Origin of the sequence: Virgisporangium aurantiacum (genome assembly GCF_016863635.1) — a bacterium.
GTDB lineage: Bacteria > Actinomycetota > Actinomycetes > Mycobacteriales > Micromonosporaceae > Virgisporangium > Virgisporangium aurantiacum.
In genome coordinates, this window is the sequence record NZ_BOPG01000057.1 from 26,387 (window position 1) to 51,498 (window position 25,112).

At 72.2% G+C, this 25,112-nt stretch carries 23 protein-coding genes and 1 pseudogene; 14 read left to right on the plus strand and 10 right to left on the minus strand.

All coding sequences use genetic code 11. From position 1 onward, the window contains the following. Positions 1-305: 305 nt before the first annotated feature. Positions 306-1,031: pseudogene (locus tag Vau01_RS40485) on the minus strand (serine/threonine-protein kinase); the annotation flags it as partial. A gap of 58 nt (positions 1,032-1,089) precedes the next feature. After that, positions 1,090-1,941 carry a YhjD/YihY/BrkB family envelope integrity protein gene (locus Vau01_RS40490; protein WP_239152246.1) on the minus strand — a complete coding sequence of 284 codons (852 nt, stop codon included), beginning with the start codon at positions 1,939-1,941 and terminating at the stop codon, positions 1,090-1,092. Between the two features lie 242 nt (positions 1,942-2,183). Between Vau01_RS40490 and Vau01_RS40495 the strand changes: the two genes are divergently transcribed. The 5 genes from Vau01_RS40495 (at position 2,184) to Vau01_RS40515 (ending at position 6,093) form a co-directional block, all read left to right on the plus strand. Further along, positions 2,184-2,585 carry a VOC family protein gene (locus Vau01_RS40495; RefSeq protein WP_204005093.1) on the plus strand — a complete coding sequence of 134 codons (402 nt, stop codon included), beginning with the start codon at positions 2,184-2,186 and terminating at the stop codon, positions 2,583-2,585. Between the two features lie 94 nt (positions 2,586-2,679). Next, positions 2,680-3,513, plus strand: a complete 834-nt coding sequence (locus Vau01_RS40500) for an ABC transporter ATP-binding protein (protein WP_204005095.1) — start codon at positions 2,680-2,682, stop codon at positions 3,511-3,513. Beyond that, a complete protein-coding gene (locus tag Vau01_RS40505) occupies positions 3,510-4,301 on the plus strand; it encodes an ABC transporter permease (RefSeq protein ID WP_204005097.1) in 792 nt (263 codons plus the stop codon). Before Vau01_RS40500 ends, Vau01_RS40505 begins: the two co-directional genes overlap by 4 nt. Next, positions 4,277-5,470 (plus strand): sensor histidine kinase, encoded by a 1,194-nt coding sequence (locus Vau01_RS40510; protein WP_204005099.1) that lies wholly within the window; start codon positions 4,277-4,279, stop codon positions 5,468-5,470. Before Vau01_RS40505 ends, Vau01_RS40510 begins: the two co-directional genes overlap by 25 nt. Continuing rightward, positions 5,467-6,093, plus strand: coding sequence for a response regulator (locus Vau01_RS40515; RefSeq protein ID WP_204005101.1), 627 nt, complete (start codon positions 5,467-5,469; stop codon positions 6,091-6,093). The genes Vau01_RS40510 and Vau01_RS40515 overlap by 4 nt, the downstream gene beginning before the upstream one ends. Here Vau01_RS40515 and Vau01_RS40520 read toward each other — a convergent pair. Further along, a complete protein-coding gene (locus Vau01_RS40520; RefSeq protein ID WP_239152247.1) occupies positions 6,082-6,963 on the minus strand; it encodes a hypothetical protein in 882 nt (293 codons plus the stop codon). The two genes, Vau01_RS40515 and Vau01_RS40520, sit on opposite strands and share 12 nt — an antisense overlap. Positions 6,964-7,280: 317 nt before the next feature. On the opposite strand from Vau01_RS40520, the gene Vau01_RS40525 reads away from it, so the two are divergent. The 3 genes from Vau01_RS40525 to Vau01_RS40535 all read left to right on the plus strand — a co-directional run bounded on the left by Vau01_RS40525 (position 7,281) and on the right by Vau01_RS40535 (position 10,724). Continuing rightward, positions 7,281-8,969 carry a DUF1800 domain-containing protein gene (locus Vau01_RS40525; RefSeq protein WP_204005103.1) on the plus strand — a complete coding sequence of 563 codons (1,689 nt, stop codon included), beginning with the start codon at positions 7,281-7,283 and terminating at the stop codon, positions 8,967-8,969. 6 nt (positions 8,970-8,975) lie between these two features. Continuing rightward, positions 8,976-10,319, plus strand: coding sequence for a DUF1501 domain-containing protein (locus Vau01_RS40530; protein ID WP_204005105.1), 1,344 nt, complete (start codon positions 8,976-8,978; stop codon positions 10,317-10,319). A 63-nt stretch (positions 10,320-10,382) separates the two neighbouring features. Next, a complete protein-coding gene (locus tag Vau01_RS40535) occupies positions 10,383-10,724 on the plus strand; it encodes an STAS domain-containing protein (RefSeq protein WP_204005107.1) in 342 nt (113 codons plus the stop codon). Position 10,725: 1 nt separating this feature from the next. Here Vau01_RS40535 and Vau01_RS40540 read toward each other — a convergent pair whose 3' ends face one another. Further along, complete coding sequence (locus tag Vau01_RS40540; RefSeq protein ID WP_204005108.1) at positions 10,726-12,513, minus strand: tetratricopeptide repeat protein; 1,788 nt, start codon at positions 12,511-12,513, stop codon at positions 10,726-10,728. Then, positions 12,473-13,591: a glycosyltransferase family 4 protein gene (locus Vau01_RS40545; RefSeq protein WP_204005109.1), complete on the minus strand. Its 1,119-nt coding sequence runs from the start codon at positions 13,589-13,591 to the stop codon at positions 12,473-12,475. Before Vau01_RS40545 ends, Vau01_RS40540 begins: the two co-directional genes overlap by 41 nt. Positions 13,592-13,631: 40 nt before the next feature. Here Vau01_RS40545 and Vau01_RS40550 point away from each other — a divergent pair, with 40 nt between their 5' ends. Next, on the plus strand, positions 13,632-14,153 hold the full coding sequence (locus Vau01_RS40550) for a hypothetical protein (RefSeq protein ID WP_204005110.1): 522 nt from the start codon (positions 13,632-13,634) through the stop codon (positions 14,151-14,153). Here Vau01_RS40550 and Vau01_RS40555 read toward each other — a convergent pair. Genes Vau01_RS40555 through Vau01_RS40565 form a run of 3 tightly spaced genes read right to left on the minus strand, consistent with a single transcriptional unit; the run spans position 14,150 to position 16,574 of the window. Beyond that, on the minus strand, positions 14,150-15,235 hold the full coding sequence (locus Vau01_RS40555; RefSeq protein ID WP_204005111.1) for an S-(hydroxymethyl)mycothiol dehydrogenase: 1,086 nt from the start codon (positions 15,233-15,235) through the stop codon (positions 14,150-14,152). The two genes, Vau01_RS40550 and Vau01_RS40555, sit on opposite strands and share 4 nt — an antisense overlap. A 51-nt stretch (positions 15,236-15,286) precedes the next feature. Next, the gene (locus Vau01_RS40560) at positions 15,287-16,030 is read right to left on the minus strand and encodes a hypothetical protein (RefSeq protein WP_204005112.1); all 744 of its coding nucleotides are present in this window, start codon (positions 16,028-16,030) and stop codon (positions 15,287-15,289) included. Beyond that, positions 16,011-16,574, minus strand: a complete 564-nt coding sequence (locus tag Vau01_RS40565; RefSeq protein ID WP_204005113.1) for an RNA polymerase sigma factor — start codon at positions 16,572-16,574, stop codon at positions 16,011-16,013. Before Vau01_RS40565 ends, Vau01_RS40560 begins: the two co-directional genes overlap by 20 nt. Before the next feature lie 63 nt (positions 16,575-16,637). Between Vau01_RS40565 and Vau01_RS40570 the strand changes: the two genes are divergently transcribed. Both Vau01_RS40570 and Vau01_RS40575 read left to right on the plus strand, forming a co-directional pair. Further along, a complete protein-coding gene (locus Vau01_RS40570; protein WP_239152248.1) occupies positions 16,638-18,299 on the plus strand; it encodes a RecQ family ATP-dependent DNA helicase in 1,662 nt (553 codons plus the stop codon). A gap of 64 nt (positions 18,300-18,363) precedes the next feature. Then, entirely contained in the window at positions 18,364-19,326 is a 963-nt protein-coding gene (locus Vau01_RS40575) for a TIGR03557 family F420-dependent LLM class oxidoreductase (protein WP_204005115.1), read from the plus strand. Here the strand turns inward: Vau01_RS40575 and Vau01_RS40580 are convergent. Next, entirely contained in the window at positions 19,323-19,616 is a 294-nt protein-coding gene (locus Vau01_RS40580; RefSeq protein ID WP_239152249.1) for a DUF2795 domain-containing protein, read from the minus strand. The genes Vau01_RS40575 and Vau01_RS40580 overlap by 4 nt on opposite strands. Positions 19,617-19,708: 92 nt before the next feature. Here Vau01_RS40580 and Vau01_RS40585 point away from each other — a divergent pair, with 92 nt between their 5' ends. The 3 genes from Vau01_RS40585 to Vau01_RS40595 all read left to right on the plus strand — a co-directional run bounded on the left by Vau01_RS40585 (position 19,709) and on the right by Vau01_RS40595 (position 23,247). Further along, a complete protein-coding gene (locus Vau01_RS40585; protein WP_204005117.1) occupies positions 19,709-20,422 on the plus strand; it encodes a hypothetical protein in 714 nt (237 codons plus the stop codon). Between the two features lie 71 nt (positions 20,423-20,493). Beyond that, the gene (corA, locus tag Vau01_RS40590) at positions 20,494-21,609 is read left to right on the plus strand and encodes a magnesium/cobalt transporter CorA (protein WP_204005118.1); all 1,116 of its coding nucleotides are present in this window, start codon (positions 20,494-20,496) and stop codon (positions 21,607-21,609) included. Between the two features lie 141 nt (positions 21,610-21,750). Further along, on the plus strand, positions 21,751-23,247 hold the full coding sequence (locus Vau01_RS40595) for a carbon-nitrogen hydrolase family protein (protein ID WP_204005119.1): 1,497 nt from the start codon (positions 21,751-21,753) through the stop codon (positions 23,245-23,247). 1,153 nt (positions 23,248-24,400) lie between these two features. Here Vau01_RS40595 and Vau01_RS40600 read toward each other — a convergent pair. After that, the gene (locus Vau01_RS40600) at positions 24,401-24,601 is read right to left on the minus strand and encodes a hypothetical protein (protein ID WP_204005120.1); all 201 of its coding nucleotides are present in this window, start codon (positions 24,599-24,601) and stop codon (positions 24,401-24,403) included. Positions 24,602-25,112 lie beyond the last annotated feature (511 nt).

The following is a 25,112-nucleotide window of genomic DNA, read 5'->3' on the forward strand; positions in this document are numbered from 1 at the left end:
GAACGACCCGCGACAGGACCGCCCGAACGGCCCGCACCAGGTCCGCCCGAAACGGGACGACCGACAACAGGCCCGCCGGACACCGGCCGGCCGGCGACGGGACCGCCGGGGACGGGGTCGCCGGGGGCAAGGCCGTCCGGGCCGGCCTGCCGTGGTGGGCGGAACCCCGCCTTCGTCCACGGCCAGCGGAACTTGCGGGCGACCGACGCCGGGCCGCTGGTGGCTGCCCGGCGCAGACGGCGTTCGGCCTCGGCGGCGTCGATGCGGGCCTCGGGGTCCTTGCGGAGCAGACCGTTCAGGACCCAGCGGAGCGCACCGGCGTTGCGCGGGGGCTCGACCTCCTCGGACGCCAGGGCGGTGAGGGTCGCGATCGCGGAGTTGCGTTCGAACGGGGCCTTGCCCTCCACGGCGGCGTAAAGGGTGGCGCCCAGCGACCAGAGGTCCGACTCGGGGCCGGCTGTGCCGTCTCGGGCGCGTTCGGGGGAAATGTAGGCCGGGGATCCGAGGACCAGGCCGGGACGGGTGACGCCGGGGTCGCCCTCGAGGGTGGCGATGCCGAAGTCGGTGAGGACGACGCGGCCGTCGTCGCTGAGGAGGACGTTGCTGGGCTTGACGTCGCGGTGCATGACGCCGGCACGGTGGGCCGCGCGCAGGGCTCCGAGCACGCCGAGGCCGATCGCCGCGGCACGGGACGCGTCGACCGGACCGTCGGACGCCAGCACGTCGTGCAGCGACCTCGCCTGCACGAACTCCATGACGATCCACGGGCGGCCGTTGGTTTCGAACACGTCGTAGACACGCACCACGTTGGGGTGGTTCAGCCGGGCGGCGGCTCGCGCCTCGCGCAGGGTCCGGCGACGCAGTTCGTCACGTTCGGTGGCCAGAAGGGCCTGCGGCGGGACGATCTCCTTGATGGCGACATCGCGACCGAGCGTCTGATCCCACGCATGCCAGACTCGCCCCATGCCGCCAACGCCCAATGTTTCCATCAGGCGGTAGCGGCCGGCGACAAGAGTCGGCGATGCGGTCATCGGAGACGAGGTTACCCATCCGCGCTCGAAGTAAAGCGGCTACCGTGGATGTCCCATACTACGGACCGCCACCGGTCGATATACCGGACCCCCGCAGAAAACGATCGAGTTCCATCGCCGTGATGTATCCCATCAATGCCAACGTGTGCAACAGATACAGCCACAGTGCGACCGCCACCACGGCACCGACCACGTCGAAGCCGCCGAACGGCAGGCCCAGGTCGACCGGGAGGGACCAGAACAGCACGAAGCCGTGCAGGAACCCGGAGACGTTCGCGGCGGTGAATACCGCGACCAGCGTCACAATCCGCCAGCGGGGAGCGGTGGGTCCCACCACCCGGTAGACCCACACCAGCATCGCGCTGAGCACGACCCACACGACGAGAAACGACACCACGATCCCGCCGAACGAGGCCCAGCCGCCGCGCCGCAGCAACCCGGCCGCCGCGGGCAACACGAGGAGCAACCCCAGCAGCAGCGCCGGGCCGGCGGCCAGCAACGGCAGGACGAGCAGCCGCCCGCGCCAGGCGCGCACCGGTCCCTCGACGGAGCCCAGCGAACTGAACGCCCGCCGCAGCCCTTCGCCGTAGAGCGTCGCCGGGATCAGGGCCGCGACCGCCTCGACCCCGCTCAACTCGGTGCCGGCCCGGATCAGGGACGCCGTGACCCGACCGGCGCCGAGTTCGTCGGGCACGGCCCCGACCGGCGACGCGGTGAGGTCGAGCAGCCGCTCGGGGCCGGCGACCAGCGCCGCGAGCCGGATCGCCAGGACGACGGCCGGCACCACCGCGATGCCGCCGTAGAACGTCACGGCAGCCGCGTGCAAGGGCAGGTCGCGCCCGCGAAGAGCACGGGCGACACGAAGGACGGGCGCGCGCAGGACCGGCGCGCGAAGGACGAATCGTGTCACGCCGGGCGTCATACCCCGGCGCCGGGAAAAGACGCACGGCCGGCGAAACGAAGGAAGCGGGACCGAAAACCGGGAAAGCGCTTCCCAGCGCCGAAGCACCGGTTCCGAGCGCCGAACGCCCCGTTCCCAGCGCCGAGCGTACGGGTGCCCAAAAGCACAGCGCGTCATATTACGGGGCATCCCAGCCAACGAGGCGTATCTGGCACGCAACGGGTGGTTATTCACTGCTAGCGTCGGGCGCCATGACGGATGAGACGGGCGCTACCCCCGCGCTGCCAGCGTGGCCGGTCTTCATCGGGGTCACGGTCGACACCACCGATCCCGAGCGGCTGGCCGGCTTCTGGTCCGCTCTTCTCGAGGTGCCGGTCGAACACCGGTCGGACATCGAGATCCACCTGGCCCGCCAACCCAACCGCGGCGTCGCGGTCGCGTTCCAGCGGGTCGCCGAACCGACCGCCGGCAAGAACCGCCTGCATCTCGATCTCCTGGTGAAGGACCTGCCGGCCGCCCGCCGGCGGGCCATCGAGCTGGGTGCGAACGAGGTCGAGGAGCACAAGCGGGACGGATTCCACTGGCTGGTGGCCGCCGACCCCGACGGCAACCGGTTCTGCCTCATCGAACCCCCGCCCACCACCGACGACTGACCCCACACGAGAGGCGGTGTCCACCGACCGGTGGACACCGCCGTCAACGCGTCGGTCGTCCCGCGAACGGACCGGAGCGGGCGACGATCCCAGCATGGATGACGTCGTGCGGGTCCGCGGACTCCGCAAGCGGTACGGGGGTGCGACGGCGGTCGACGGTCTCGACCTCTCAGTCCACCGTGGCGAGGTGTTCGCCGTGCTGGGGCCGAACGGCGCCGGCAAGACGACCACCATGGAGATCCTGGAGGGGTACCGGCGGCGCGACGCCGGCGAGGTCAGCGTGCTCGGGGCGGATCCCCACACGGCCGGCCGGGAATGGCGGTACCGCATCGGCGTGGTGCTGCAGGACGTCGACGACGGCCGGGAACTGACCGTCGCCGAGATCGTCGGGCATTTCGCCCGCTACTACCCGAACTCCCGCCCGCCCGGCGAGGTCATCGACCTGGTCGGCCTCACCGCCAAGGCGCGGGCGCGGGTGCGCACCCTCTCCGGTGGGCAGCGGCGCCGCCTCGACGTCGCGGTCGGCCTGGTCGGCCGACCCGAACTGCTGTTCCTGGACGAGCCCACAACCGGCTTCGACCCGCAGGCGCGGCGGCAGTTCTGGGACCTCGTCCGGCAACTCGCCGCCGAAGGCACCACGATCCTGCTCACCACCCACCACCTCGAGGAGGCGGAGGCGCTGGCGAGCCGGGTGGCGGTGCTGGCGAACGGTCGGATCGTCGCCTGCGGCGACGTCGCCACGCTCGGCGGCCGCGCCGGCGCCGACGCGACCGTCCGCTGGCTCGACGGCGACCGCCGGTGCGACGAGCGCACCGCCGACCCCGCCGCCGTCGTCGCCCGGCTCACCCGCTTCTACGCCGGCCCGGTGCCCGGCCTGACGGTGACCCGCCCGTCGCTGGAGGACGTCTACCTGGAGCTGATCGCATGATCATGCTGGGTCTCGCCCGCGCGGACATCGAGCTTCGTATCTTCTTCCGGCAATGGGACGCCGTGATCTTCACGTTCTCGCTGCCCGTCATCCTGCTCGTGATGCTCGGGTCGATCTTCACCGGCGTCTACGAAGGCTCCCCGGTGACCGCCTCGCAGTACTTCGTTCCCGGCATGCTCGCCGGCGGCGTCGCGTCGACCACGTTCGTCAACCTCGGCGCCGGCATCGCCGCCGACCGGGACGACGGCACGCTGCGCCGCCTGCGCGGGGCGCCGGTGCCGCCGAGCGCCTACTTCGTCGGCAAGGTGCTGATGGCCCTCGTGGTCACCGCCATCGAGATCGTGCTGGTGCTCGCGGTGGGCGTCGTCCTGTTCGACCTGAGCCTGCCGTCGTCGCCGCAGCGCTGGTTCACGGCCGCCTGGGTGCTGGTTCTCGGTACGGCCGCCTGCGGCCTGCTCGGCATCGCGGCGAGCGGGCTGGCCCGCAGCGCCCGCTCGGCCGGCGCCGTGTTCAACCTGCCGTACCTGGTGCTCGCCTTCTGCTCGGGCGTGTTCTTCACCCCGATCAGCGCGCTGCCCGCCCCGATTCTGCAGGCCGGCGCGCTGTTTCCGCTGCGGTGGATGGCGCAGGGCTTCCGCGCGGCGTTCCTACCCGACAGCATCCTCAGTCAGGAGGTTGTGCACTCGTGGGAGCTCGGGAAGGTGGCGCTGATCCTGGCGGCGTGGACGGTCGGCGCGATGCTGCTCGCCCTGCGGACGTTCTCGTGGCACAACCACCGCGACCGGTGACGCACGCGTGGCAGGTCACGCGATCGTGGGACGTCTACGTCGCCGTGGTCACGGTGGCGGTCGCCGCGCTGGTGGTGGTGAGCGAGACGTCCCGCCCGCTCGAATTGCGGCTGGCGTCGTCGGCGGCGGTTCTCGCCTTCGGCGCCTGGTACGCGCTGCTGGGCCGGCCGCTGCTCGCCCGGTACGGAGCAACAAAAGTGTGGACGTTCATCGCCGGCACGGCGGTGCTCTACGCGATCGCCACCCTGTGCGCGCCGACGGCCACGTTCCTCTCGTTCGTGCTCCTTCCGTTGGTGTTCAACCTCGTCGACTTCCTGCCGGGGACGCTGGCCGTGGCCGGCCTCAACCTGATCCCGCCGGCCGCCCACCTCGTGCGGACCGGCGACCTGTTCGAGACGGTCGTCGTGCTCGTGCCGATCGCGGCGCTGATCACGGTGTTCTCGACGGCGTTCGCGTACTGGGTGCACCAGATCGCGCGGCAGAGCGCCGAGCGCGCCGACCTGATCGAGCAGTTGAACGCGTCGCGGGCGGAGGTGGCCCGGCTCTCCCGCGACGCGGGCGTCGCCGCCGAACGGCAGCGGCTCTCCGGCGAGATCCACGACACGATCGCGCAGGGCCTGTCGAGCGTGGTGATGCTGGTGCAGGCCGCCGAGGCCGACCTCGATCGCGACACCGGCCGCGACACCGACAGGGCCCGGCACCACCTGCGGATGGCGGGCCGCTCGGCCCGGGAGAGTCTCGCCGAGGCCCGGGCGCTGGTCGCCGGCCTGTCGCCCGCCCAGCTCTCCGGCGCCTCGCTCGCCGCGGTGCTGGCCCGGTTGGCAGAACGTTTCCGGGAGGAGACAGGAATTCCGGTGGACGCGCGCACAGCGGCCCGATCGACCCAACTGCCCATGGCGACGGAGGTGGTGCTGTTGCGCGCCGCTCAGGAAGGGCTGGCCAACGTCCGCAAGCACGCCCGCGCGACCGCGGTGACGCTGGAACTCGCGTACCCGCCCGGGTCGGCGGTGCTGACCGTCACCGACAACGGCGTCGGTGCGGACAGCCCGGAGAACGGCGGGTTCGGGCTGGCCGGCATGCGGGCCCGGGCCGCCGACATCGGCGGGACGCTGCGGCTCGAGCCCGCACCGGGCGGTGGCACGAAACTCACGGTGCTGGTGCCGGCATGAGCATCACTGTCCTGCTCGTCGACGATCATCCGGTGGTGCGGGCCGGCGTCCGCGGAATGCTCGCCGGCGAGCCCGACCTGATCGTGGTCGGCGAGGCCGGCTCGGGCACCGAGGCGCTGGCCGCCGTCCGGGCGCTCGCGCCGCACGTCGTCCTCATGGACCTGCGGATGCCCGGCATGGACGGAGCGACGGCGACCAGCGGGATCCTGGCCGCCGCGCCCGGGACGCGGGTGGTCGTGCTCACGACGTACGACACCGACCGCGACATCCTGCGCGCGGTCGAGGCCGGCGCGGCCGGCTACCTGCTGAAGGACGCGTCGCTGGCCGACCTGCTGGCGGCGGTGCGCGGTGCCGCCCGGGGCGAGACCGTGCTGGCACCGGAGATCGCGACCCGCCTGGTCACCCGGCTGCGGCGGCCGGCCGGCCCCGGCCTGTCGCCGCGCGAGGTGGAGGTGCTCCGGTTGGTGGCCCGCGGCCTGTCCAACGTCGAGATCGGCCAGCGCCTGCACATCACCGAGGCGACGGTGAAGACCCACCTGCTCCGCGCGTTCGCCAAGCTCGGCGTCAACGACCGGACCGCCGCCGTGACCACGGCGCTGGCGAGCGGTGCCCTAGATCCGTAGACCGCGTGGTTGATGGCGGGAGGCCCAGAGGCCGTACAGGGTGACGACGGCCGCGATCACGATCGGCACGCCGTCCCGGAGCAGGCCGTCGATCCCCAGCAGCACCCAGCACAGCAGCGGGCCGACCGGCAGCACCACGGTCGCGATCAGGGCGAAGACCACCCGCGCCCAGCGCTTGCCCAGGATGACGAAGATCATGATCCACGGACCGACGAAGCCCAGGCCCAGCGTCACCAGCAGCCAGCCGACCACCACCGGCACGGCAACCGGGTACGGGATCCGGGGCTCGTCGAACAGCGTTCCGATAGCGACCAGGCACGGCACCAGCAGCAGCGCGCCCATCGACAGCCCGGCCACCCGTGCGGTGAGCACCCACACCGGCACCTCCCGGAACCGGGACTTGCGGGTGAGGTGCGCGGCGATCGCCGGCGACCGGAACAGCAGCCAGATGACCGCACCGCACAGCAGCGACAGCAGCGCGAACCCGGCCAGCGCCGGCCACGGCGGCACCAGCCCGCCGTTGCGCGGCACCACCAGCCGGCCCACCGCGAACACCGTCGTCGCGGCCAGGATCAGGCCGAACGGGCGGGAGATCACGCGGCCGTAGCGGATCGTCCGCATCAGGAACAGGAAGCCGAGGGCGCGCATCATCGCCCAGATCGTGCGGACGGCGAGACCGAAACCGCCCTCCGGTGCGTACTCCAGGTTGACCAGGTCGACGAGCACCGTCGCCGCCGCCGTGAGCAGCACCAGCATGCGCAACCGGCGGACGGCCGACGGTTGCGGCGGCGGCCGCTCGATGGTGAACAGGTCACGCAGCAACGACCCCTGAGGTGGAGGCGGATCGGCAGCAACGTGGGGAGCAACCATGCGCGGGATGTTCCCCCTTACCGACGGTCGCTAACCACCCCGCACCCCGCCCGCCCTGGAGGCAGCGGGGCACCGGTGCCTGCCCAGCTAAGCAAGATCTAAGGATCCGCTGATAGAGCGCCTAAGAATCATCGGACTACGTTCGCACCGGGCATCGGGGCGAGGGCGGTTCACAAAACATGGGCAAACGGCGGGCAGGGGGTTCCGAGGCGAAAGTCGTTCTCGGAGCAGGTGCCCATGGCGTCTCCTCAAAAGAACGCCAGGCCGGGACTCTCCCGGCGTGGCTGGCCGCGGGGCGGCCGAGCCTGCACCGCCTCATGCGCAACCGCCGCGGCGCCCTGGCCGCGTTCGGAGCCGGGGCCGTCGGGCTGGCGGCGGCGTCCTCGACGATGGCGGTGCTGCTCGCCGACGAGGCCAGCGGCCGACCCGACGACACCACCGGCGCCCAGCAGGTGCCGCAGAAGGCCGGCTCCTTCACCAACCGCGACGCCAGCTACACGGCCGGCACCGGCGACGCCAACGACCTCGGCGCCGGCGGCCTCGCCGCCACACCGACCGCCGCGGCGCAGGCGGCGCTCGCCGCGACCCCGCGCTACCCGACGCCGCTCACCCGCGACCCGGTGCTGCACCTGCTGCGGCGCGCGACGTTCGGACCGACACCAGACAGCGTGTCCGAGGTGAAGCAGCTCGGCATCGACGCCTGGCTCGACCGGCAGCTCGCACCGGACACCGTGTCTGATCCCGGTGGCGACGCGGTGAACAAGCTGTATCCGTACCTCACGATGAGCATCGAGCAGCTGCGCCGGTCGGTGCCCGACGACAAGCGCAACGACCCGAGTTTCCAGCTCGGCCGCGCGACGATCGGCCGGCAGATCTGGACCAGCCGGCAACTGCAGGAGGTGATGGTCGACTTCTGGGCCAACCACCTCAACATCCAGAACCCATTCGACGGCGGCTGGGACAACCGCACCGACTGGGACCGCACGGTGATCCGCGCGCACGCGCTCGGCAGGTTCTCAGACATGCTGTCTGCCTCCGCGCGGCACCCGGCGATGCTGCGGTACCTCGACAACGCCGCGTCCGACAAGCGCTCGGTGAACGAGAACTACGGCCGTGAGCTGCTGGAACTGCACACGGTCGGCATCGACGGCGGCTACTCCGAGACCGACGTGCGCAACTGCGCATACGTCATGACCGGACGCACCGTCGACCGGAACGGCGCGTTCGTGTTCGACTCCAAGCGCCACTGGACCGGCGCCGTCACCGTGATGGGCTTCAGCCACCCGAACAAGAAGGCGTCGGAGGGGCTGGCGGTCGGCGACCAGTTGCTGGCCTACCTGGCCACGCACCCGTCGACGGCGAAGTACATCGCGCGCAAGCTCGCCGTCCGGTTCGTCTGTGACAACCCGCCGGCCGCGCTGGTGGAGCGGCTCGCTGCCGCCTACCTGGAAAGCGGTACCGACACGAAGGCCGTGCTCGGTGTCCTGTTCCGCTCGGTGGAGTTCTGGATCGCGACCGGGCTCAAGACCCGCCGTCCGCTGGAGAACATCGTGGCGACCGCCCGGGTGGTCGGGCTTTCGCCGGGCGCCGGCACCGACCCGGCGCTGGAGAACCTGTACAACACGGCCGACCGGCTCGGCCACGCGCCGCTGGCCTGGAGCCCGCCCGACGGCTACCCCGACGTCGCCGCCGCTTGGCAGTCGGCGCACGGGATGCTCGGCGTCTGGAACTGCCACCGGGTGATGGTGCAGGGCAAGATGCGCGGTCTGACCTATGTCCCGGCCGCCCAGCTGATGGCGGCGAACGCGTCCGGGACGGCCGGCGGATACATCGACGCGATGTCGCAGCGGCTGGTGTTCCAGCCGCTGTCGGCCGAGCAGAAGGCCGTCGTGCTCAAGTTTCTCGATCTGGCGGAGGGCGCGCGCGTCACGGACCCGAAAACCGGGGGACGCGCGGAGCAGCTCGCGCCGCTACTTCTCGACTCCGTCTACCACGGACTGCGGTGAGCTCCGATGTCCTTACCTGAACCCCGCTCGCGGGACGAGCTGCTGCGGTACGGCCCGTCGGTCTCCGCGGCCGCCATCCGGTTCCAGTCCGAGGCCGTGGCCGCGGACCTGGCCGCGCAGAAGGACCGCTGGCGGTTCGGCTTCACGCGGCGGCGGGTGGTCGCCGGCGCCGGTGCGGTCGGCGTGGCGGCGCTGGGCTCGCAGTTGTTGACCACGAAGGTGGCGTTCGGGGCACCGGGCGACGACCGCACGTTGATCGTCATCATGATGCGCGGCGGCATGGACTTCCTGTCGGTGATCGTCCCGCGCGGCGACGGCAACTACCTGTCGGCCCGGCCGAACATCGGCATCCAGCCCGCCGCCCTGCTCGACGGTGGCGCGGAGACCCGGTTCGGCCTGAATCCCGCGCTGGCGGCGGTGCACCCGCTGTGGGCGTCGGGACAGATGGCGGCCGTGGCCGCGGTCGCCTCGCCCGACGCGAGCCGCAGTCACTTCCAGGCACAGGACTGCTACGAGCGCGGTGCCGCGTCGACCGCCGTGCGCACCGGCTGGATGGACCGCGTCCTGGCGCAGTGGGGCGCTCCGGGGACGACGTTCCGGGCGATCGCCGAGGGTTCGTCGCTCCCCCGGTCGCTGGTGGGGACGCAGAACAAGCTCGTGTTGCGCGGGATCCAGGACTTCCGCCTCGAAGGCGCCAACGACAAGACCCTGGAAGCGCTCGCCGGCCTGTACACCGGGCTCGACCATCCCGCCGCCGCGCAGGCCGGCGCCACGTTGCAGGCGTTGAAGTCGGCGCGGCAGGTGGCGAACACGGCGTCGAACCCCGCGGCGAAGTACCCCGGCGGTGGGCTGGCCGGCGGCCTGCGCGACGTGGCCAAGCTGGTGAAGGCCAAGGTCGGGCTGCGGATGGCGGCGCTCGACCTGGGCGGCTGGGACATGCACACCGGGCTGGGCAACGTCGACGGCGGCGACATGAAGAACAATCTGACCCAGCTGTCGGAGTGCCTGGCCGCGTTCGTCACCGACATCGGTCCGGAGGCGCTGTCGCGCGTCACGATCGTGACCATGAGCGAGTTCGGCCGCCGTGTGCAGCAGAACGCCAACGCCGGCACCGACCACGGTCACGGCGGCGGGATGCTGCTGCTCGGCGGCGGCCTCAACGGCGGCCGGGTGCACGGACGCTGGCCCGGGCTGTCGTCGGGCGCCCTCGACCACGGCGACGTGGCCGGCGCCAACGACTACCGCGACGTGCTCGCCGAGATGCTCAAGACCCGGTTCGGGGTGGCGAACGCGCCGGCGATCTTCCCGGACCACCAGCCGAAGCGGATCGGGGCGTTCGCGGGGTCCTGATCCTGCCATTGTTGCGTGCCGGTTTCCCGGCCGGCCTGAAGTGCTCATATAGTGGGGTCCGTTATGCACCTGTCAGTCACGGTCAACGTCGCGCCCGACGGCGCCGTTGTCCTGTCTGTCCGCGGCGAGGTCGACCACGCGAACGCCGGCGAACTCCGCACGGCCATCGAGTCGGTACTCACCACCCAGCGCCCGCACACGATCCGCGTCGACCTCGGGCTGGTCACGTTCATCGACTCGGGTGCCATCGGCTCCCTGGTGGGAGCGCACCGGGTCGCGCAGGCGGGCGGCGCCGGCCTGGTGGTGTCGAACGCGAGCCCGTTCGTCAGCCGCCAGTTGACGGTCTCCGGCGTGGCCGACCTCCTGGGTGTCCCGCAGAGCGGCGAACCCCTCCCGCGCCTCTGATCTAGCCGGCGACCATGACGCCGATGGCGGCCAGGGCGATCCCGGCCAGAACGGCCAGCACCATCAGGATCACCGCGGCGATGCGCACGCCGTTGCCGCTCTTGCGGCGTGGCTCGGGCCGCTGCGCCGGCGTGGCGACCGGGTCGACGACCACGTGCTGGACCACGGTCTCCTGGGCGGCCAGCGCGGCCAGCCGGGCCGAGGACAGCGGCTCGCCGTACGTGCTGTGACCGGGTGGCGCGCTGTGCGGGGAGTTCGGCCGCGACGTGCGGCGTCCCCCGTAGCCCTGGTCGGTCTCGACGACGCGGCGGCGCTGCGCCGGAACCGCGCGTGCGCCGTACGTGCCGGGCGGCGCTGCCGGTGCGGCGGCGGGCCCGGCCGGTGGCGGAGCCGCGGCATAGGTTTCGCGTCCGCGGGGTGGGGCGGCCACCGACGCACGCGGTGACGCGGTGAACGGTCCGCGCTGCGGTTGCCCCTGTGCGGCCCGCTCGTTCGACATGGGCGGCACGGCGCCGGCGCGGCCGGACGGCGGGCCGGAGATCGGCGCGGCGGGTCCGCGACCAGGAGAGCCGGGGATCGGACCGGTCACGTGGCCGGGCGCGCCGGAGATCGGCGCTGCGGGCCCGCGGCCGCCCATCGGCGCGGCGGGTCCGCGACCGGGCGGGGCGGGGATCGGACCGGTCACGTGGCCGGGCGCGCCGGAGATCGGCGCTGCGGGCCCGCGGCCGCCCATCGGCGCGGCGAATCCGCGATCGGGAGCGGCCGGAATCGGACCGGTCACGTGTCCCGGCGGCGCGGGAAGCGGGCCGGTCGGGATCGGACCCGTGGTGTGGCCGGGCGTCGGGATCGGGCCGGTCGTGTACCCCGGCACCGTCGGGAGCGGGCCGGTCGTGTATCCCGGCGGCGTGGGGAGCGGGCCGGTGGTGTGGCCGGACGTCGGGATCGGGCCGGTGGTGGTCGCGCGGCCCGCGCCCTTCTTCGAGTGGCGGCGCTTGATGCCGCGGGTCGACTGGGTGTCTTCGGGGAGGTCGACCGGTGCCGACGGCATCGGGGCCTCCAGCGCCTCCAGGTCGGTCTCCAGGCGCCGGGTCAGTTCGTGCCCCTCGCCCAGGGACGAGCACGACGCCACGTACGCGACCGTGAGGACCCGGCGGGCGGTGGCACTGTCGCCAGCGTCGCGGTGGAGTTCGGCCAACTGGGCGGCGATGTGGACGGTGTCGGGGTCTTCGGTGCCGAACGCGTCCCGGTGCTTCTGGTAGGCCTCGCCGAGCTGCTCGCGGGCGGCGGCCAGGTTGCCGCGGTCGCGCTGGACCAGGGCCAACCGGACCCGTACCAGGGAACCGGCGCGGCTCTCGCGGTCGCCGATGCGTTCGCCGACGTCGTGGTAGAGGCGCTCGGCCTCGTCGAAGTCGCCGAGTTCGTGGACGACGGCGGCGAGCACGGCCAGTGACCGCACGCTCGCCGGGTGGCGCGGACCGAACGTCTGTGTGGCGACCGGGACCAGCGTGGTGAGCACGTGGTACGCCGCTTGGGGGTCGCCCATCTCGCACATGATCTCGGCGAGCATGCGGCGCGCCGCGCAGAGCTCCAGTTGGTCGACGCCGGGCGCCGCCAGTGCGAGCTCGACCGCCTGCCCGAGAACCTGCCGGGCCTGCGGCAATGCGCCATCGCGCCGGAGCCGCTCGGCTTCGGCGATGCTGCCACCGATGTCGACCGCCGGACTGAGTGCGACCCGCCCGGGATAGCGGCTACGCCCCCCGACCCGGGTCTCGGCAATGCGAGTGTTCACGATGCCTTTCGCTCCCATCCACCCCCAGCGATTGAGAGTAAGGCCCACTCGTGAACTCGCCAAGCGCCGTTGTGCGACCTTCTGTGACGTCCGTGTAAATACGCAGGTAGTTGTCCACCATCCGGTCCGCAGAAAATTTCCGCCGGGCGCTCGCAAAAACCTCATTCCGGTCCAGCCTAGCCGCCGCGACGACCGCCTCGGCCGCCTCGCCGACCCCGTCGACCAGGAACCCGGTTACTCCGTGTGACACCGTCTCCGGCAATGCGCCACGAGGATAGGCGATGACGGGCGTGCCGCACGCCATCGCCTCCACCACCGACAGCCCGAACGGCTCGTCGAACCCGAGCGGGTGCAGCAGCGCCACCGCACCGCCAAGAATGTCGGCCCGTTCGGCTGGCCCGACATTCCCGAGATAACGGACAGAAACCCCATCCACGAAGGGCGCCACGCACTCCTCGAAGTACGAGACGTCGTGGACCGGCCCGCAGATCACCAGCGGACGACCCGCCCGGTGGGCGATCTCGATCGCGTCGGCGGTGGCCTTGTCGGGGTGGATGCGCCCGAACGCCACCAGCGTGCCCGCGGACCCGTCGCCGAGCGGGAACTGGCTCAGGTCCAGGCCGTGGTGCACGGTGGCCAGGTACGGAAGCCCGGGAGCGCGGTCGGCGTCGGAGATGGAGACGAAGTGCGACCTCGACCGCCGGTACGCGGGCAGGATGTTCGGCCCGCTGAAGCCGTGCACCGTCGTGATCATGGGAGCGGCGCACAGCGGACTCATCGCCAGCGGCAGCCAGTCGAGGTGGTTGTGGACGAGGTCGAACTCACCGCTCCGCGACAGGCAGTGGGCGACGTGCAGGGCCTCCCACACCCGGCCGTCGAGGTCGTCGCGCTCGTTGTACGGCTCCGGGCACACCCCGTCCAGCGACGCCTTGGTCAGGGAGTCGAGCGTCGCGAACAGCGTCACGTCGATCCCCCGGGCAACGAGGCCCTCCGCCAGCAACGACACGACCTGTTCCCACGGCCCGTAGGCGCGCGGCGGGGTGCGCCAGGCGATGGGACCCAGCAGCGCAATCTTCATCTCCCGGTTATACCGGCGCAGGATGGGTAATCCGCCCGTTATGCGCTCAGTTCAACGAGGAGACAACTACCCCCACGCCGTTTCGGACCCCGAGGCGGAGGGCCTGCCCGGCTACGCCGACGACGACTCCGTCGCCGACGAGCGACGCGAGTCGGGCCGGATCGCCGACGGTCCCGACCCGGCCGCGCTGCCGTCCGACACGCCGCTGGCCGTCGACCGCTACGGCACGACGGCCGAGGAGGCGCGGCTGGGCGAGCCGTTGGACTACAAGCTCGCCCAGGAGCAGCCCGAGCACCACCGGACCGGGCCGAACACCGACGAGGGCGACGCGCTCACCGACGACGTCGACAACCTCCGGGACGCGTCGATCGCCCCGATCCAGCCCAACCCGGACTCGCCGGTGAGCATGTACGACGTCCCCGGCGAGCTGGACGCCGACCGCGGCGCGCCCGTGGGCCGCCTGATGGAGAACGGCGACGACCTGGCCGCGTTCGACGCCGGCGCGGCGGGCGGCGGCCCCACCGCGGAGGAGGCCGCCATCCACGAGGTCAGAGAACGCTAGAGGACCACGACCGAGCGCAGCACCTCGCCGCGGTGCATCTTCTCGAACGCCGCCTCCACGTCGTCGATGCCGATCTCCTCGGTGACGAACTTGTCCAACGGGAACCGGCCCTGCCGGTACAGCGCGATCAGCGTCGGGAAGTCGCGGGTGGGCAGGCAGTCGCCGTACCACGACGACTTCAGCGCTCCGCCGCGGCCGAACACCTCCAGGAACGGCAGCGTCAGTTCCATGTCGGGGCGGGGCACGCCGACCAGCACCACGGTGCCGGCCAGGTCACGGGCGTAGAAGGCCTGCTCGTAGACCTGCGGCAGGCCGATCGCCTCGATCGCCACGTCGACGCCGAAGCCCCCGGTGAGCTCGCGGATCTTCTCGACCACGTCGCCCGACGACCCGTTGATGACGTGGGTGGCGCCGAAGTCCTTGGCCCACTCCAGCTTCCGGTCGTCGATGTCGACGCCGATGATCGTGGTGGCGCCGGCAAGCGCCGCGCCCGCGATCGCCGCGTCACCGACGCCGCCGCAGCCGAAGACCGCCACCGAGTCGCCGCGGGTGACCCCGCCGGTGTTGATCGCGGCGCCGACGCCGGCCATCACCCCGCAGCCGAGCAGGCCGGCAACGGTGGCGGGCGCCTCCGCGTCGACCGGGGTGCACTGGCCGGCGGCCACCAGGGTCAGCTCCGCGAACGCGCCGATACCGAGGGCCGGTGACAGCGGCGTGCCGTCGGCGAGCGTCATCTTCTGGCTGGCGTTGAAGGTGGCGAAGCAGTACCACGGGCGGCCGCGCCGACAGGCCCGGCAGTCGCCGCAGACGGCGCGCCAGTTCAGGATCACGAAGTCGCCCGGCGCGACGCCGAGCACGCCCTCGCCGACCGCCTCGACCACGCCGGCCGCCTCGTGACCGAGCAGGTAGGGGTACTCGTCGCCGATGCCGCCCTCGCGGTAGTGCAGGTCGGTATGGCACACCCCGCAGGCCTGGACGCGCACCAGCGCCTCACCCGGCCCGGGATCGGGAACGACGATCTCCTCGACGGTGACGGGTGCGTCCTTCGCGCGGGCGACGACAGCGCGGACCCGGTGCGACATGGGTTCCTCCTGAGATGAGCGGCTGTAGACCATCCAACCGCAAGACACGCCTCAGGTCATGGAGTCCGCGACGGCGAGCGCCGAGGCGAGGTCGGCCAGCCCCTCCAGCCGGTAGGTAGCCGTGTCGGAGGCCCAGATCAGGGTCGGTCCGGCGAGCCGGGCGGCCTCGGTCCGCTCCACCCCGTACCGGTCGATGTAGACCACCGGGTGCGGCTGGGCCACCCAGACCGCGAAGTCGCCCTGTACCTGCACGAACTCGGCCGCCGCCTTCTTCATGAACGTTCCGTCGATCCGGCCGTCGAACTGGTCGATCCGCACGGTGCCGCCCCTGTAGAGCAGGGTCACCACGCGTGGCGCGCCGTCGGGCGCCGGGTCGGCGAGTTGAACGTCCTCCGGGACGCCCAGCGCGGTCGGCGCCAGCACCGGGAACTTCGCCAGCCGGCGCGCCTCGTCCAGCGCCACCGAACGCACCCGCGGCAGCGGGCTGGGTGACGACGGGAGCGGCACCGGCAGGGTCCCCGCGTCACCCTCACGGATCTCGACGCCGGCGAAGCGCAGCACGCGTCCCACCGCATCGGTGACCGCGGCCCGGGCCGGCGGAACCACACCGACCACGACGGCGGCCGCCACCGCGGCCGCCACGGCCGCGAGCCAGCGCCGGGAGAGGAAGAACCGCGGCCGCCGCGGTGGTGCGGCTTCGAGGCGCGTGCGGACGGCCGCGCGCTGATCAAGAGCCTCGGGGACGTCGAGGAAGCGCGCCAGTTCGCGAAGCTCCTCAGCCAGGGGATCCTGCACCGCGCACCTCCCCCTCCATCAGTGCCCGCAGTTTCACCAGCGCGCGGGCGGTACGGGACTTGACCGTTCCCTTCGGCAGGTCGAGCGCGGCGGCGGTCTCCGCCTCGCTGAGGTCGAGGAGGTAGCGGCAGACCACGACGTCGCGGTCGCGGACGTCGAGCGTCTCGATCGTGTCGACCAGCCGCTGCCGCCGGTCGGCCGCGACCGCCTCCTCCACCGGATCGGCCGGTTCCGGGCCGCGCGCGTCGCGGGCCGCCGCGCGCAGGGCCAGGCCGTCGCGGCGTTTGCGGGACCGGTGCAGGTTGCGGGTCTCGTTGCCGACGATGGCGAGCAACCAGGTGCGGAAGCCCGCGTCGCCGCGGAACCTACCCAACCGGTTGAACGCCTTCACGAAGGACTCCTGAACCACGTCGTCGGCGTCGTCGCCGGCACCGAGCAGCACGGCGGTGCGATGTGCGGACACGGTGTGGCGGGCGACCAGGAACTCGTACGCGTCCAGGTCGCCCCGGCGCGCCCGCGCGAGCGCCGTGGCTTCGTCCTCCATCACCACCGAGTAGACACCGCCGGAACGGTTGAGGTTCCGGGTGCCGGGGTATCCCGCGCGGCGATGACCGTCGCCGATACTCTCCGCCGGGCCGCCCGCGGCCTGATGGCGCCCCGCCAGCTCCGCAAGGTGGCGCGCGACCAATTCGGTTACACCTCGCTGCGGCCGAACCAGCTCGACGCGATGCGCGCGGTGCTCGCCGGGCGCGACGCGCTCGTGGTGCTGCCGACGGGTGCCGGCAAGTCCGCCCTGTACCAGGTTCCGGGCGTGCTGTTCCCGGGGCCGACGCTGGTGGTCTCGCCGCTACTGGCACTGCAGCAGGACCAGATGGCGTCGCTGACCGACCGCGGGGTCGGTGCGGTGCGGCTCAGCTCCGCGGAGTCGGCGGCCGAGCGGCGCGACGCCGTCGCCGCGATCCGGGACGGTTCGGCGCGCTTCCTGTTCGTGACGCCGGAGCAGCTCGCCGATCCGGACCGCCTGACGGAGATCGCGGCGCTGAATCCGTGCCTGGTGGCCGTCGACGAGGCGCACTGCATCTCGTCGTGGGGCCACGACTTCCGGCCCGACTACCTCCAGCTGGGCCGGGTGATCAGGGCGCTGAACCGGCCGCCGGTGGTGGCCCTGACGGCCACCGCGTCGCAGCCGGTGCGGGAGGACATCGCCGCCCGGCTCGGCCTGACGGACCCGTACGTGATCGTCGCCGGCCTGGACCGGCCGAACCTGTTCCTGGAGGCGGCCCACTGCGTCGACGAGGACCAGCGCTGGAGCCGGCTGGTGCAGCGGCTGGCGGACAGTCGGCCGCCCGGAATCGTGTACGCGGCCACCCGCAAGGCGACCGAGGACCTCGCCGCGGGGCTGACGAAGAAGGGCTTCGACGCGGTGGCCTACCACGCCGGCCTGTCGTCGACCGAGCGGGAACGGCGGCACGAGGCGTTCCTCGCCGACGAGGTGCCGGTGATGGTCGCGACCACCGCGTTCGGGATGGGCATCGACAAGCCGAACATCCGCTGGGTCAACCACGTCACGCTGCCCGACTCCCCCGACGCCTACCTGCAGGAGGTGGGCCGGGCCGGGCGCGACGGGGAACCGGCGCAGGCATTGCTGCTGTTCCGCACCGAGGACACCGGGCTGCGGAAGTTCTTCTCCACCAGCACCGTCGACCCGGCCGAGGTCTCCCGGTTGGTGACCCTGCTCGAGACGGCTCCGCGCCCGATCTCCCGGGACGAACTGCGGGAGACCACCGGCATCGGCCCGCGCAAGATCAGCCAGCTGCTGTCGGTGCTCGAACAGATCGGTGCGGTCGTGGCGCACCGGGACGGCTTCACGCTCGCCCGCTACGCGCCGACGCCGTCGGACGCGGCCGCGCTCGCGGTGGCGCACATGGAGCGGTTCCAGACCGTGCAGCGGTCCCGCATCGACATGATGCGCTACCTCGCCGAGACCACGAACTGCCGCGGCCAGGCCCTGCTGTCGTACTTCGGTGAGCACCTGGAGGAGCGGTGCGGCCACTGTGACAACTGCGCCGACGGCTCGGTGGAGACGGTGGCACCCACGTCGGCCGAGCCGTACCCGGTGCACGCGACCGTCCGGCACGGGGAGTGGGGGTCCGGAATGGTGCTGCGGTACGAGGGCGACCGGATGACCGTGCTGTTCGACGACGTGGGTTACAAGACCCTTTCCGTGCCCGTGGTGGTTGAGCAGCAACTTCTCGCCTACGTACGGTGATGTTTGAAAAGTCGCCAGCCGGATACGTCCCTTCTGCGCGTGTGACGGGCTTAGGGAGGCACCGGTGGCGGACTTCGGGTACACGCTCCTCTGCGAGCAGGCCGGGCCACGGCAGTTGATCGCGGACGCGGTCCAGGCCGAGCGGGCAGGATTCGACTTCGCGGTCATCTCCGACCACTTCAACCCGTGGCTGGAGGCGCAGGGACACGCGCCGTTCGCGTGGTCGGTGCTGGGCGCGGTGGCGCACGTGACCGAGCGGATGGGGCTGATGTCGTTCGTCACCTGTCCGGTGCGGCGCTACCACCCGGCGGTCGTGGCGCAGATGGCCGCGACGGTGGGCGTCATCTCGCAGGGGCGGTTCACGCTCGGCGTCGGCGCCGGCGAGAACCTCAACGAGCACGTCGTCGGCGCGTGGCCGCACGTGAACGTCCGGCACGACATGCTGTGCGAGGCGCTGGAGATCATCCGGCCGCTGCTCAGCGGTGCCACGGTGAGCTTCAACGGGTCGTACTTCGACGTGCCCGAGGCGCGGTTGTACGACCGTCCGCCCGAGGGGGTACCGGTCGCGGTGGCCGCGTCGGGCGCGGCGTCCGCCGATCTGGCGGCCGAGTTCGGCGACGCGATCGTCGCCGTCGAACCGGACGCCGACCTGATCGGGCGGTTCGTGGCCGGCCGGTCGAAGGGCAAACCGCGGTACGGGCAGGTGGTGATCTGCTACGGCCCCGACGAGCAGGAGTGCCGCAAGACGGCCCTGGAGCAGTGGCGCTGGAGCGGCCTCGGATGGCCGGTGATGGCCGAGTTGCCGGGGCCGTCGGCGTTCGAGGCGGCCAGCCAGTACGTCCGGGAAGAGGACGTCGCGGAGAGGGTGACGTGCGGCCCCGACCTCGACCGCCACGTGGCCGCCGTGCGCCGGTTCCTGGACGCCGGTTTCACCCACGTGGCGGTCGTGCAGGTCGGCGCCGAACGCCAGGGCGACTTCCTGCGGTGGGCCGAGTCGGAGTTCCTCCCGGCGCTGCGCGCGCTCTAGGTACGCCGTGCCTCGTTGTGGTGGCCGAGCGCGGCCCAGATCTCGTTGACCGTCTGGAACCGCTCCTCCGCGGGCAGGCTCGCCAGCTGGTCGATGACGTCGTCGGGCGCTTCCAGCGTCTTGGCGCCCAGCACCAGGGCCTCCCGATCGCCGGGAAGGCTGCTGCGCGGGACGTACCGGCCGAGCCGGCTGCGCTGCTCGACCTCTTCGTAGGTCATCCCGGGTGGCGCGCCGCCCGCGACACCGGGGACACCGACCTCGGGCAGGTCCTCGTTGCTTCCGCGTTCCATGAAGCGGGACGTACCCGGCCCAGCCCGGCACAAACCGGTGTGGCAATCCGCGCCGATGGGTATTCCGGCCAGAGACGCAGGAGGTGACATCCGTGGCAAGGATCGGATTGTTCAACCGGCATACCGAGGAGCAGGACCGACCCACCGGGGTCGGCAGCACCTCGACCGACCGGACCGTGATGGTCGACCGCGATCATGACGGCGTGGACGACCGGGCGGAAAGGGTGGACCAGCGGGACACCAACGGGGACGGCATCGTCACGCCCGACGAGGCCCGCGCGGCGCACGAACGCACGGAGGCCCGGCTCGCGAACCGGGAACGGCTCGCCGCGGAGAAGGCCGATCGCTCTGAGCCGGCCGAAAATCTGGCGAGCACCACGGCGGTCATCGACCGTCCGGCGGTCGCCGACCGGGACCGCGACGGCGTCGACGACCGGGTGCAGACCCGGCCCACGCCGGCGCCCCAGCCGAAGATCCGGGCCCGGGCGAGCCTCTTCGCCACGCTCGCCCTGATCGTCGGCCTGACCTCGGTGTACGCGGCGCTCTCCGGCCGGCTGGCGCCGGTCGCGGTGGCGCTGGGTGTGCTCGGGTTGCTGCTGTCGTTCGCCGGGCTGTCGGCGAGTGGCCGGCCGCGGGTCGCCGGTGGCGGCCTGTCGGTGTTCGCGCTGCTGCTCAGCGTCGGTGGCGCGGTGCTCGGCGTGCTCGCGATGACCGGAACGGTGACGTGGCTCGACTCCGACGTCGACCAGGTGTCGCGGCTGCGCGACTGGCTCGACGCCCAGTTCCCGTTCATGAGCGACTGGTAGTACCCCCCATTCGAACGGGCGGCCCGTGGGGCCGCCCGTTCGCGTGTCCGGGCACAGTAACCTCCTGACGCATGACGGATGAGCATCGGCGGCCAGGACTCATGAACCGCGTGTCCGACCGGTTCGCCCGGATGCTCAACCCGCCCCGGAAGGCACCCGCCCCGAAGGTCGCGCCGCCGCACCCGATGCTCAACAGTTCCGTGGTCGACTGCGCGCTGTACGTCGACGGGGTGCGCGACCGGAGCGGCCTGCCGTTCCCGGAGGCGTACGCCATGGCGGCCCGGAACCCGCGGGCGTTCGTGTGGCTGGGCCTGCACGAGCCGACGCCGGAGGAGTTCGGGTGGGTGGCCGAGGTGTTCGGGCTGCACGAACTCGCGGTCGAGGACGCAACGGCGCGGGTGAACCGGCCCAAGATGGACCGGTACGGCGACCACACCCGGATCGTGGTGCGCACGGCCCGGTACGTGGAGCACGCCGAGTTGAACGAGTGGTCGGAGGTCGTCGAGACCGGCCACATCCTCGTGTTCCTCGGTGCCCGGTTCGTGGTGACCGTGCGGCACGGCGCACCCGGCGCGCTGGCCGAGGTGCGCGCCGACCTGGAGCGGCGGCGGGCGTTCCTGGCGCTGGGCCCGTGGTCGGTGGCCCACGCGATCATGGACCGGCTGGTCGACACGTACATGGACGTCGCCGACGCGGTCGACGACGACGTGAACAAGCTGGAGGAGGCGGTGTTCGCCCGGCAGCGGTCCGAGCACATCGCGCACATCTACCAGCTCAAGCGGGAGATCGTGGAGTTCCGCCGGGCGGTGGTGCCGCTGCAGCGGCCGATGCAGCGCCTGCTGGAGGACCGCGCCGAACTGCCGGCCGGGCTGCGGCGGTACTTCAAGTCGGTGTCCGACCACCTGAACCGGGTGGTGGAACAGATCAACTCCTACGACGAACTGCTCAACACCGTGCTGCAGGCCCGGTTGGCGCAGCTCAGCGTCGACCAGAACAACGACATGCGGAAGATCGCGGCCTACGCCGCCATGGCCGCCGCGCAGACGGCGATCGCCGGCATCTACGGGATGAACTTCGTTCACATGCCCGAGCTGCAGTGGCGCTACGGATACTTCGGGGTGCTCGTCGTGATGGCCCTGTCGATCTTCGTCATCTACCGGCTGTTCCGACGTTCGGGCTGGCTGTAATCACACCCGGGGTGCGCCCACGGGGTCGCCGCGGCCTTGTAGATTACCGATCACCAATCACCGCCGCATCTACGACCATCGTCGGGGCCTGGTGATCTATAGGCGGCGGCGAACCTGCGGCCGGCGTTTGGAAGGGGCGCGTTGGACGGCGTTCGGGTCGCGGTGGCGCAGTTCGCCGTCGGTTCATCGGTGGCCGAGAATCTGGCCTCCTGCGTGCACGCGGTCGAGTCGGCCGCCGCCGAGGACGCCCAGCTCGTGGTGCTGCCCGGCTACGGCAATCACCCCGCCGGGTACGACGACCGGGCCCACGCCGAACGGGTCGCCTGTCGCATCGGCGGCGAGTTCCTCACCACGGTCGCCGCGTCGGCGGCCGCCGCCGGCATCTACGTGAAACTGCACGTGACGCTCGAGGAGGACGGCCGGCTCACGGCCAGCAACTTCCTGATCGACCCGATGGGCGATCCGGTCGGGCGGGCCGACGACCGCACCGTGGTCCGCTGGCTCGACTCCGTGGTCGTCCCCTCGCGGGTGGTCGACACGCCGCTCGGCCGCTACGGCATGTACGGCGGCGCCGACGGCCGCCAGGCCGACATCCCCCGTGCCCTCGCGCTCGGCGGGGCACAGGTGCTACTCGCGTCGCTGCACTCGACCGACCCCGACGACGCGCGCCTGCACGTTCCGGTCCGCGCCGCCGAGAGCAAGGTTTGGGTTCTTGCAGCGAACGTTGTCGGGGACGCCCATGGCGTAATAAATGCTTTTTCCGGGGAAAGCGGCCTGTACGGCCCCGATGGCGCCGCCGTGACGACCGCGCCGCGGGCCGGTGAGGGCATTGCGGTGGCGCGGATCGAGCCCCGCTGGGCCGACGACAAGACCAGGCCCGACGGTGGTGATCTCTTTCTCGCGCGGCGGCCCCGCCTGTACGGCGCCGGGCGTCCGCCGCGGTCGCGGCCGACGGCGGCCGCGAACACCCGCGTGGCGGTGGTCCGGCCGCGCGGACACGGGATGTCCGCGATCGAGGACGCGGGACGCCTGGTGCGCGCGGCCGCTGCCGACGGCGTCGACCTGGTGGTGCTGCCCGAGCTGTTCCACTACGCCGACGGCCGGGCCGACGGCTCGTTCCTCGACGGCATCGCGGTCGACGTGGTGTCCCAGGCCCTTGACTCGTCGTCGTGTCACGTCGTGACCAGCCTGCCCGACGACGCTGCCCATGTGGGCGTGCTCATCGGGGCGTCCGGCGTACTGGGCAGGCAGGTGCAGATGCACCCGTGCGGGCGGCACGTGAGCTGGCAGGCCGCCTTCGGCGACCGGCTGACGCCGTTCGACCTGCCGTGGGGCCGGCTGGTGATCGTGGTGGGCGACGACGCGCTGTACCCCGAGGTGTTCGGGATCTGTTCCCGGCTCGGCGCCGACCTGGTGGCCGTGCCGTGCGCGCCGGCGGAACGCTGGGAGCTGACCGTGGGCCTGCCGGCCCGCTCGGTCGAACAGCAGTTGAACATCGTGGCGTCGGCGCATCCCGGCCCCGGCGGCGGTGGCGCCGTTTTGTCTGTTGGTGCCGCTCCCGTGGCCGTGCCCGCCGACGCGGTGACGGTTGTCGGGGAGATCCGTCGTGTTACCGAGTCGACACGATCCACCCCCTGATGTGGCGGCAGAGCGGATAGACGGGGAGCATATCGAGGTGCCCCTAGGTGACAGCCTCGCGGCCGCGGCCGCGCACGCGGCCGCCGCTGCCGATCCCCGCCCGGCCGCCGCCGGCCTGGCCGAAACCCTTGAGCAGGCGCGCTACCAGCTGGGCAAGGACGATCCCGCGGTGCTCGAGGCCACCCGGGTCCTCGCTCTGCTGCGCCGCAGGCTGGGAGAGTTGCCGGAAGCCCGATCGCTGCTGGAGAACGCGCTGGCCGCCGGCCAGTTCACCCGCGGCGAGAACGACGTGCAGATCCTAGGATTGTCGTATGACCTGGGTATGATCGCGCACGAGCTGGAAAATCGTCACGAGGCCCGGCGAAACTTCGACCGAATCCGCCGGTACGGGCCGGCTCTGCTGGGTCCGAACCACGAGTATGTGGTGGCGGCGTACAGGTATCTGGGGACGCCGGTACCTCCGGTCGCGCAGGCGCCACAGGGTCCGCAGGTGGCTCCCGGGTATTACGGACCGCCACAATATGCGGCGGGGGGTTATGCCCAGCCTGCTGCGCCTCAGGCCCAGCCTGCTGCGCCTCAGGCCCAGCCTGCTGGGCCTTATGTTCAGCCTCCTGCGCCTCATGCGCAGCCTGCTGCGCCTTTGGTTCAGCCTCCTGCGCCTTATGCGCAGCCGGGTCTGGTTCAGCCACCGTCTACTGTGGACAGGCCGGTTCCGGCGCCGCCTGTGGGTCGGGCGCAGGTCCCGGCCAAGCCTGGAGCGGTCCGCGCAACGGCCCAGGTCCCGACCGTGCGGGCGACGGCCCCGGTTCCGCTGGCCCCGGTTCAGCCGGTTTCCGCCCCGCCGGTTTCCGCCCCGCCGGTTTCTGCCCCGCCGGGTGCTGGCCTGCCCGCTTCGGGGCCGCCGGTTTTGGCTTCGCCGGTTTCCGCCCCGCCTCCTTCCGCCCCGCCGGCCGCCCTCCGGGAAGCGCCGGCCGCTTCTCCGCCGCCGGCCGAAGCCGCACACCCGATCTCCGCCCTTCGCCAGGACGAACCCGAAACGCCCCCGAGCCGCCAGGTGGAACTGACCCTGACCGTCCCACCCACGGCCGTGCCCGCTGTGGAGCCTGAGCCCCCACAGCAACCCAGACCCACACCGCCTTCGGCGGAGCCCGAGCTAGCGGAGGAGCCCGGGCCGACCGAGGAGCCCGAGCCGGCGGAAGTCCCCGAACTGGCGGAGCAACCCCCGCTGGCGAAACTCCCCGAGCCGGCGGAGCAACCCCAGCCGGCGGAAGTCCCCGAGCCTGCGGAGGAGCCCGAGCCCGCGCAGGAGCCCGAGCCCGCGCAGGAGGCCGTGTCCACGCACGAGCCCGCGCAAGAGGCCGAGCTCCAACGGGAGCCCGAGCCCACATGCGAGCCCGGGGCCACAAGCGAGCCCGAGGCCATGCAGGAGCCCGAGCCGGCGGAGGAGCCCGGGCCTGTGCAGGAGCCCGAGCCCGCGATACAACCCGATCAGGTGGCCCGGACCGCAGCGGAAACGATTCTCGCGCCAACAGCCGAGCCCACCACCGAACCGGTTCCCACGGACACCGGCCGAGAGGTCCACGACCCCGAGCCCACCGGCGTCACCCCGTCCGAGCCGCAAGCGGTCGAAGCGCCACCGGACGCCGGCCCATCCGCCGGACTCCTACCTACCGACGCACCGACACCCTCGCCCGTGTCTCGGCCCGTCGACGGGCCCGAAGAACCCGGGGCAGCCCAAGCATCTGACATTCCGGCCGAAGCCGTCGCTGCGGAGGCCCCTCCCGCTCCATCCGGGCCGGACACACCGGCCTCCGCCGAGACGATGGCCCTGCCGCCGGCCGAGGCCCCAACGGAACCGGCAGAGG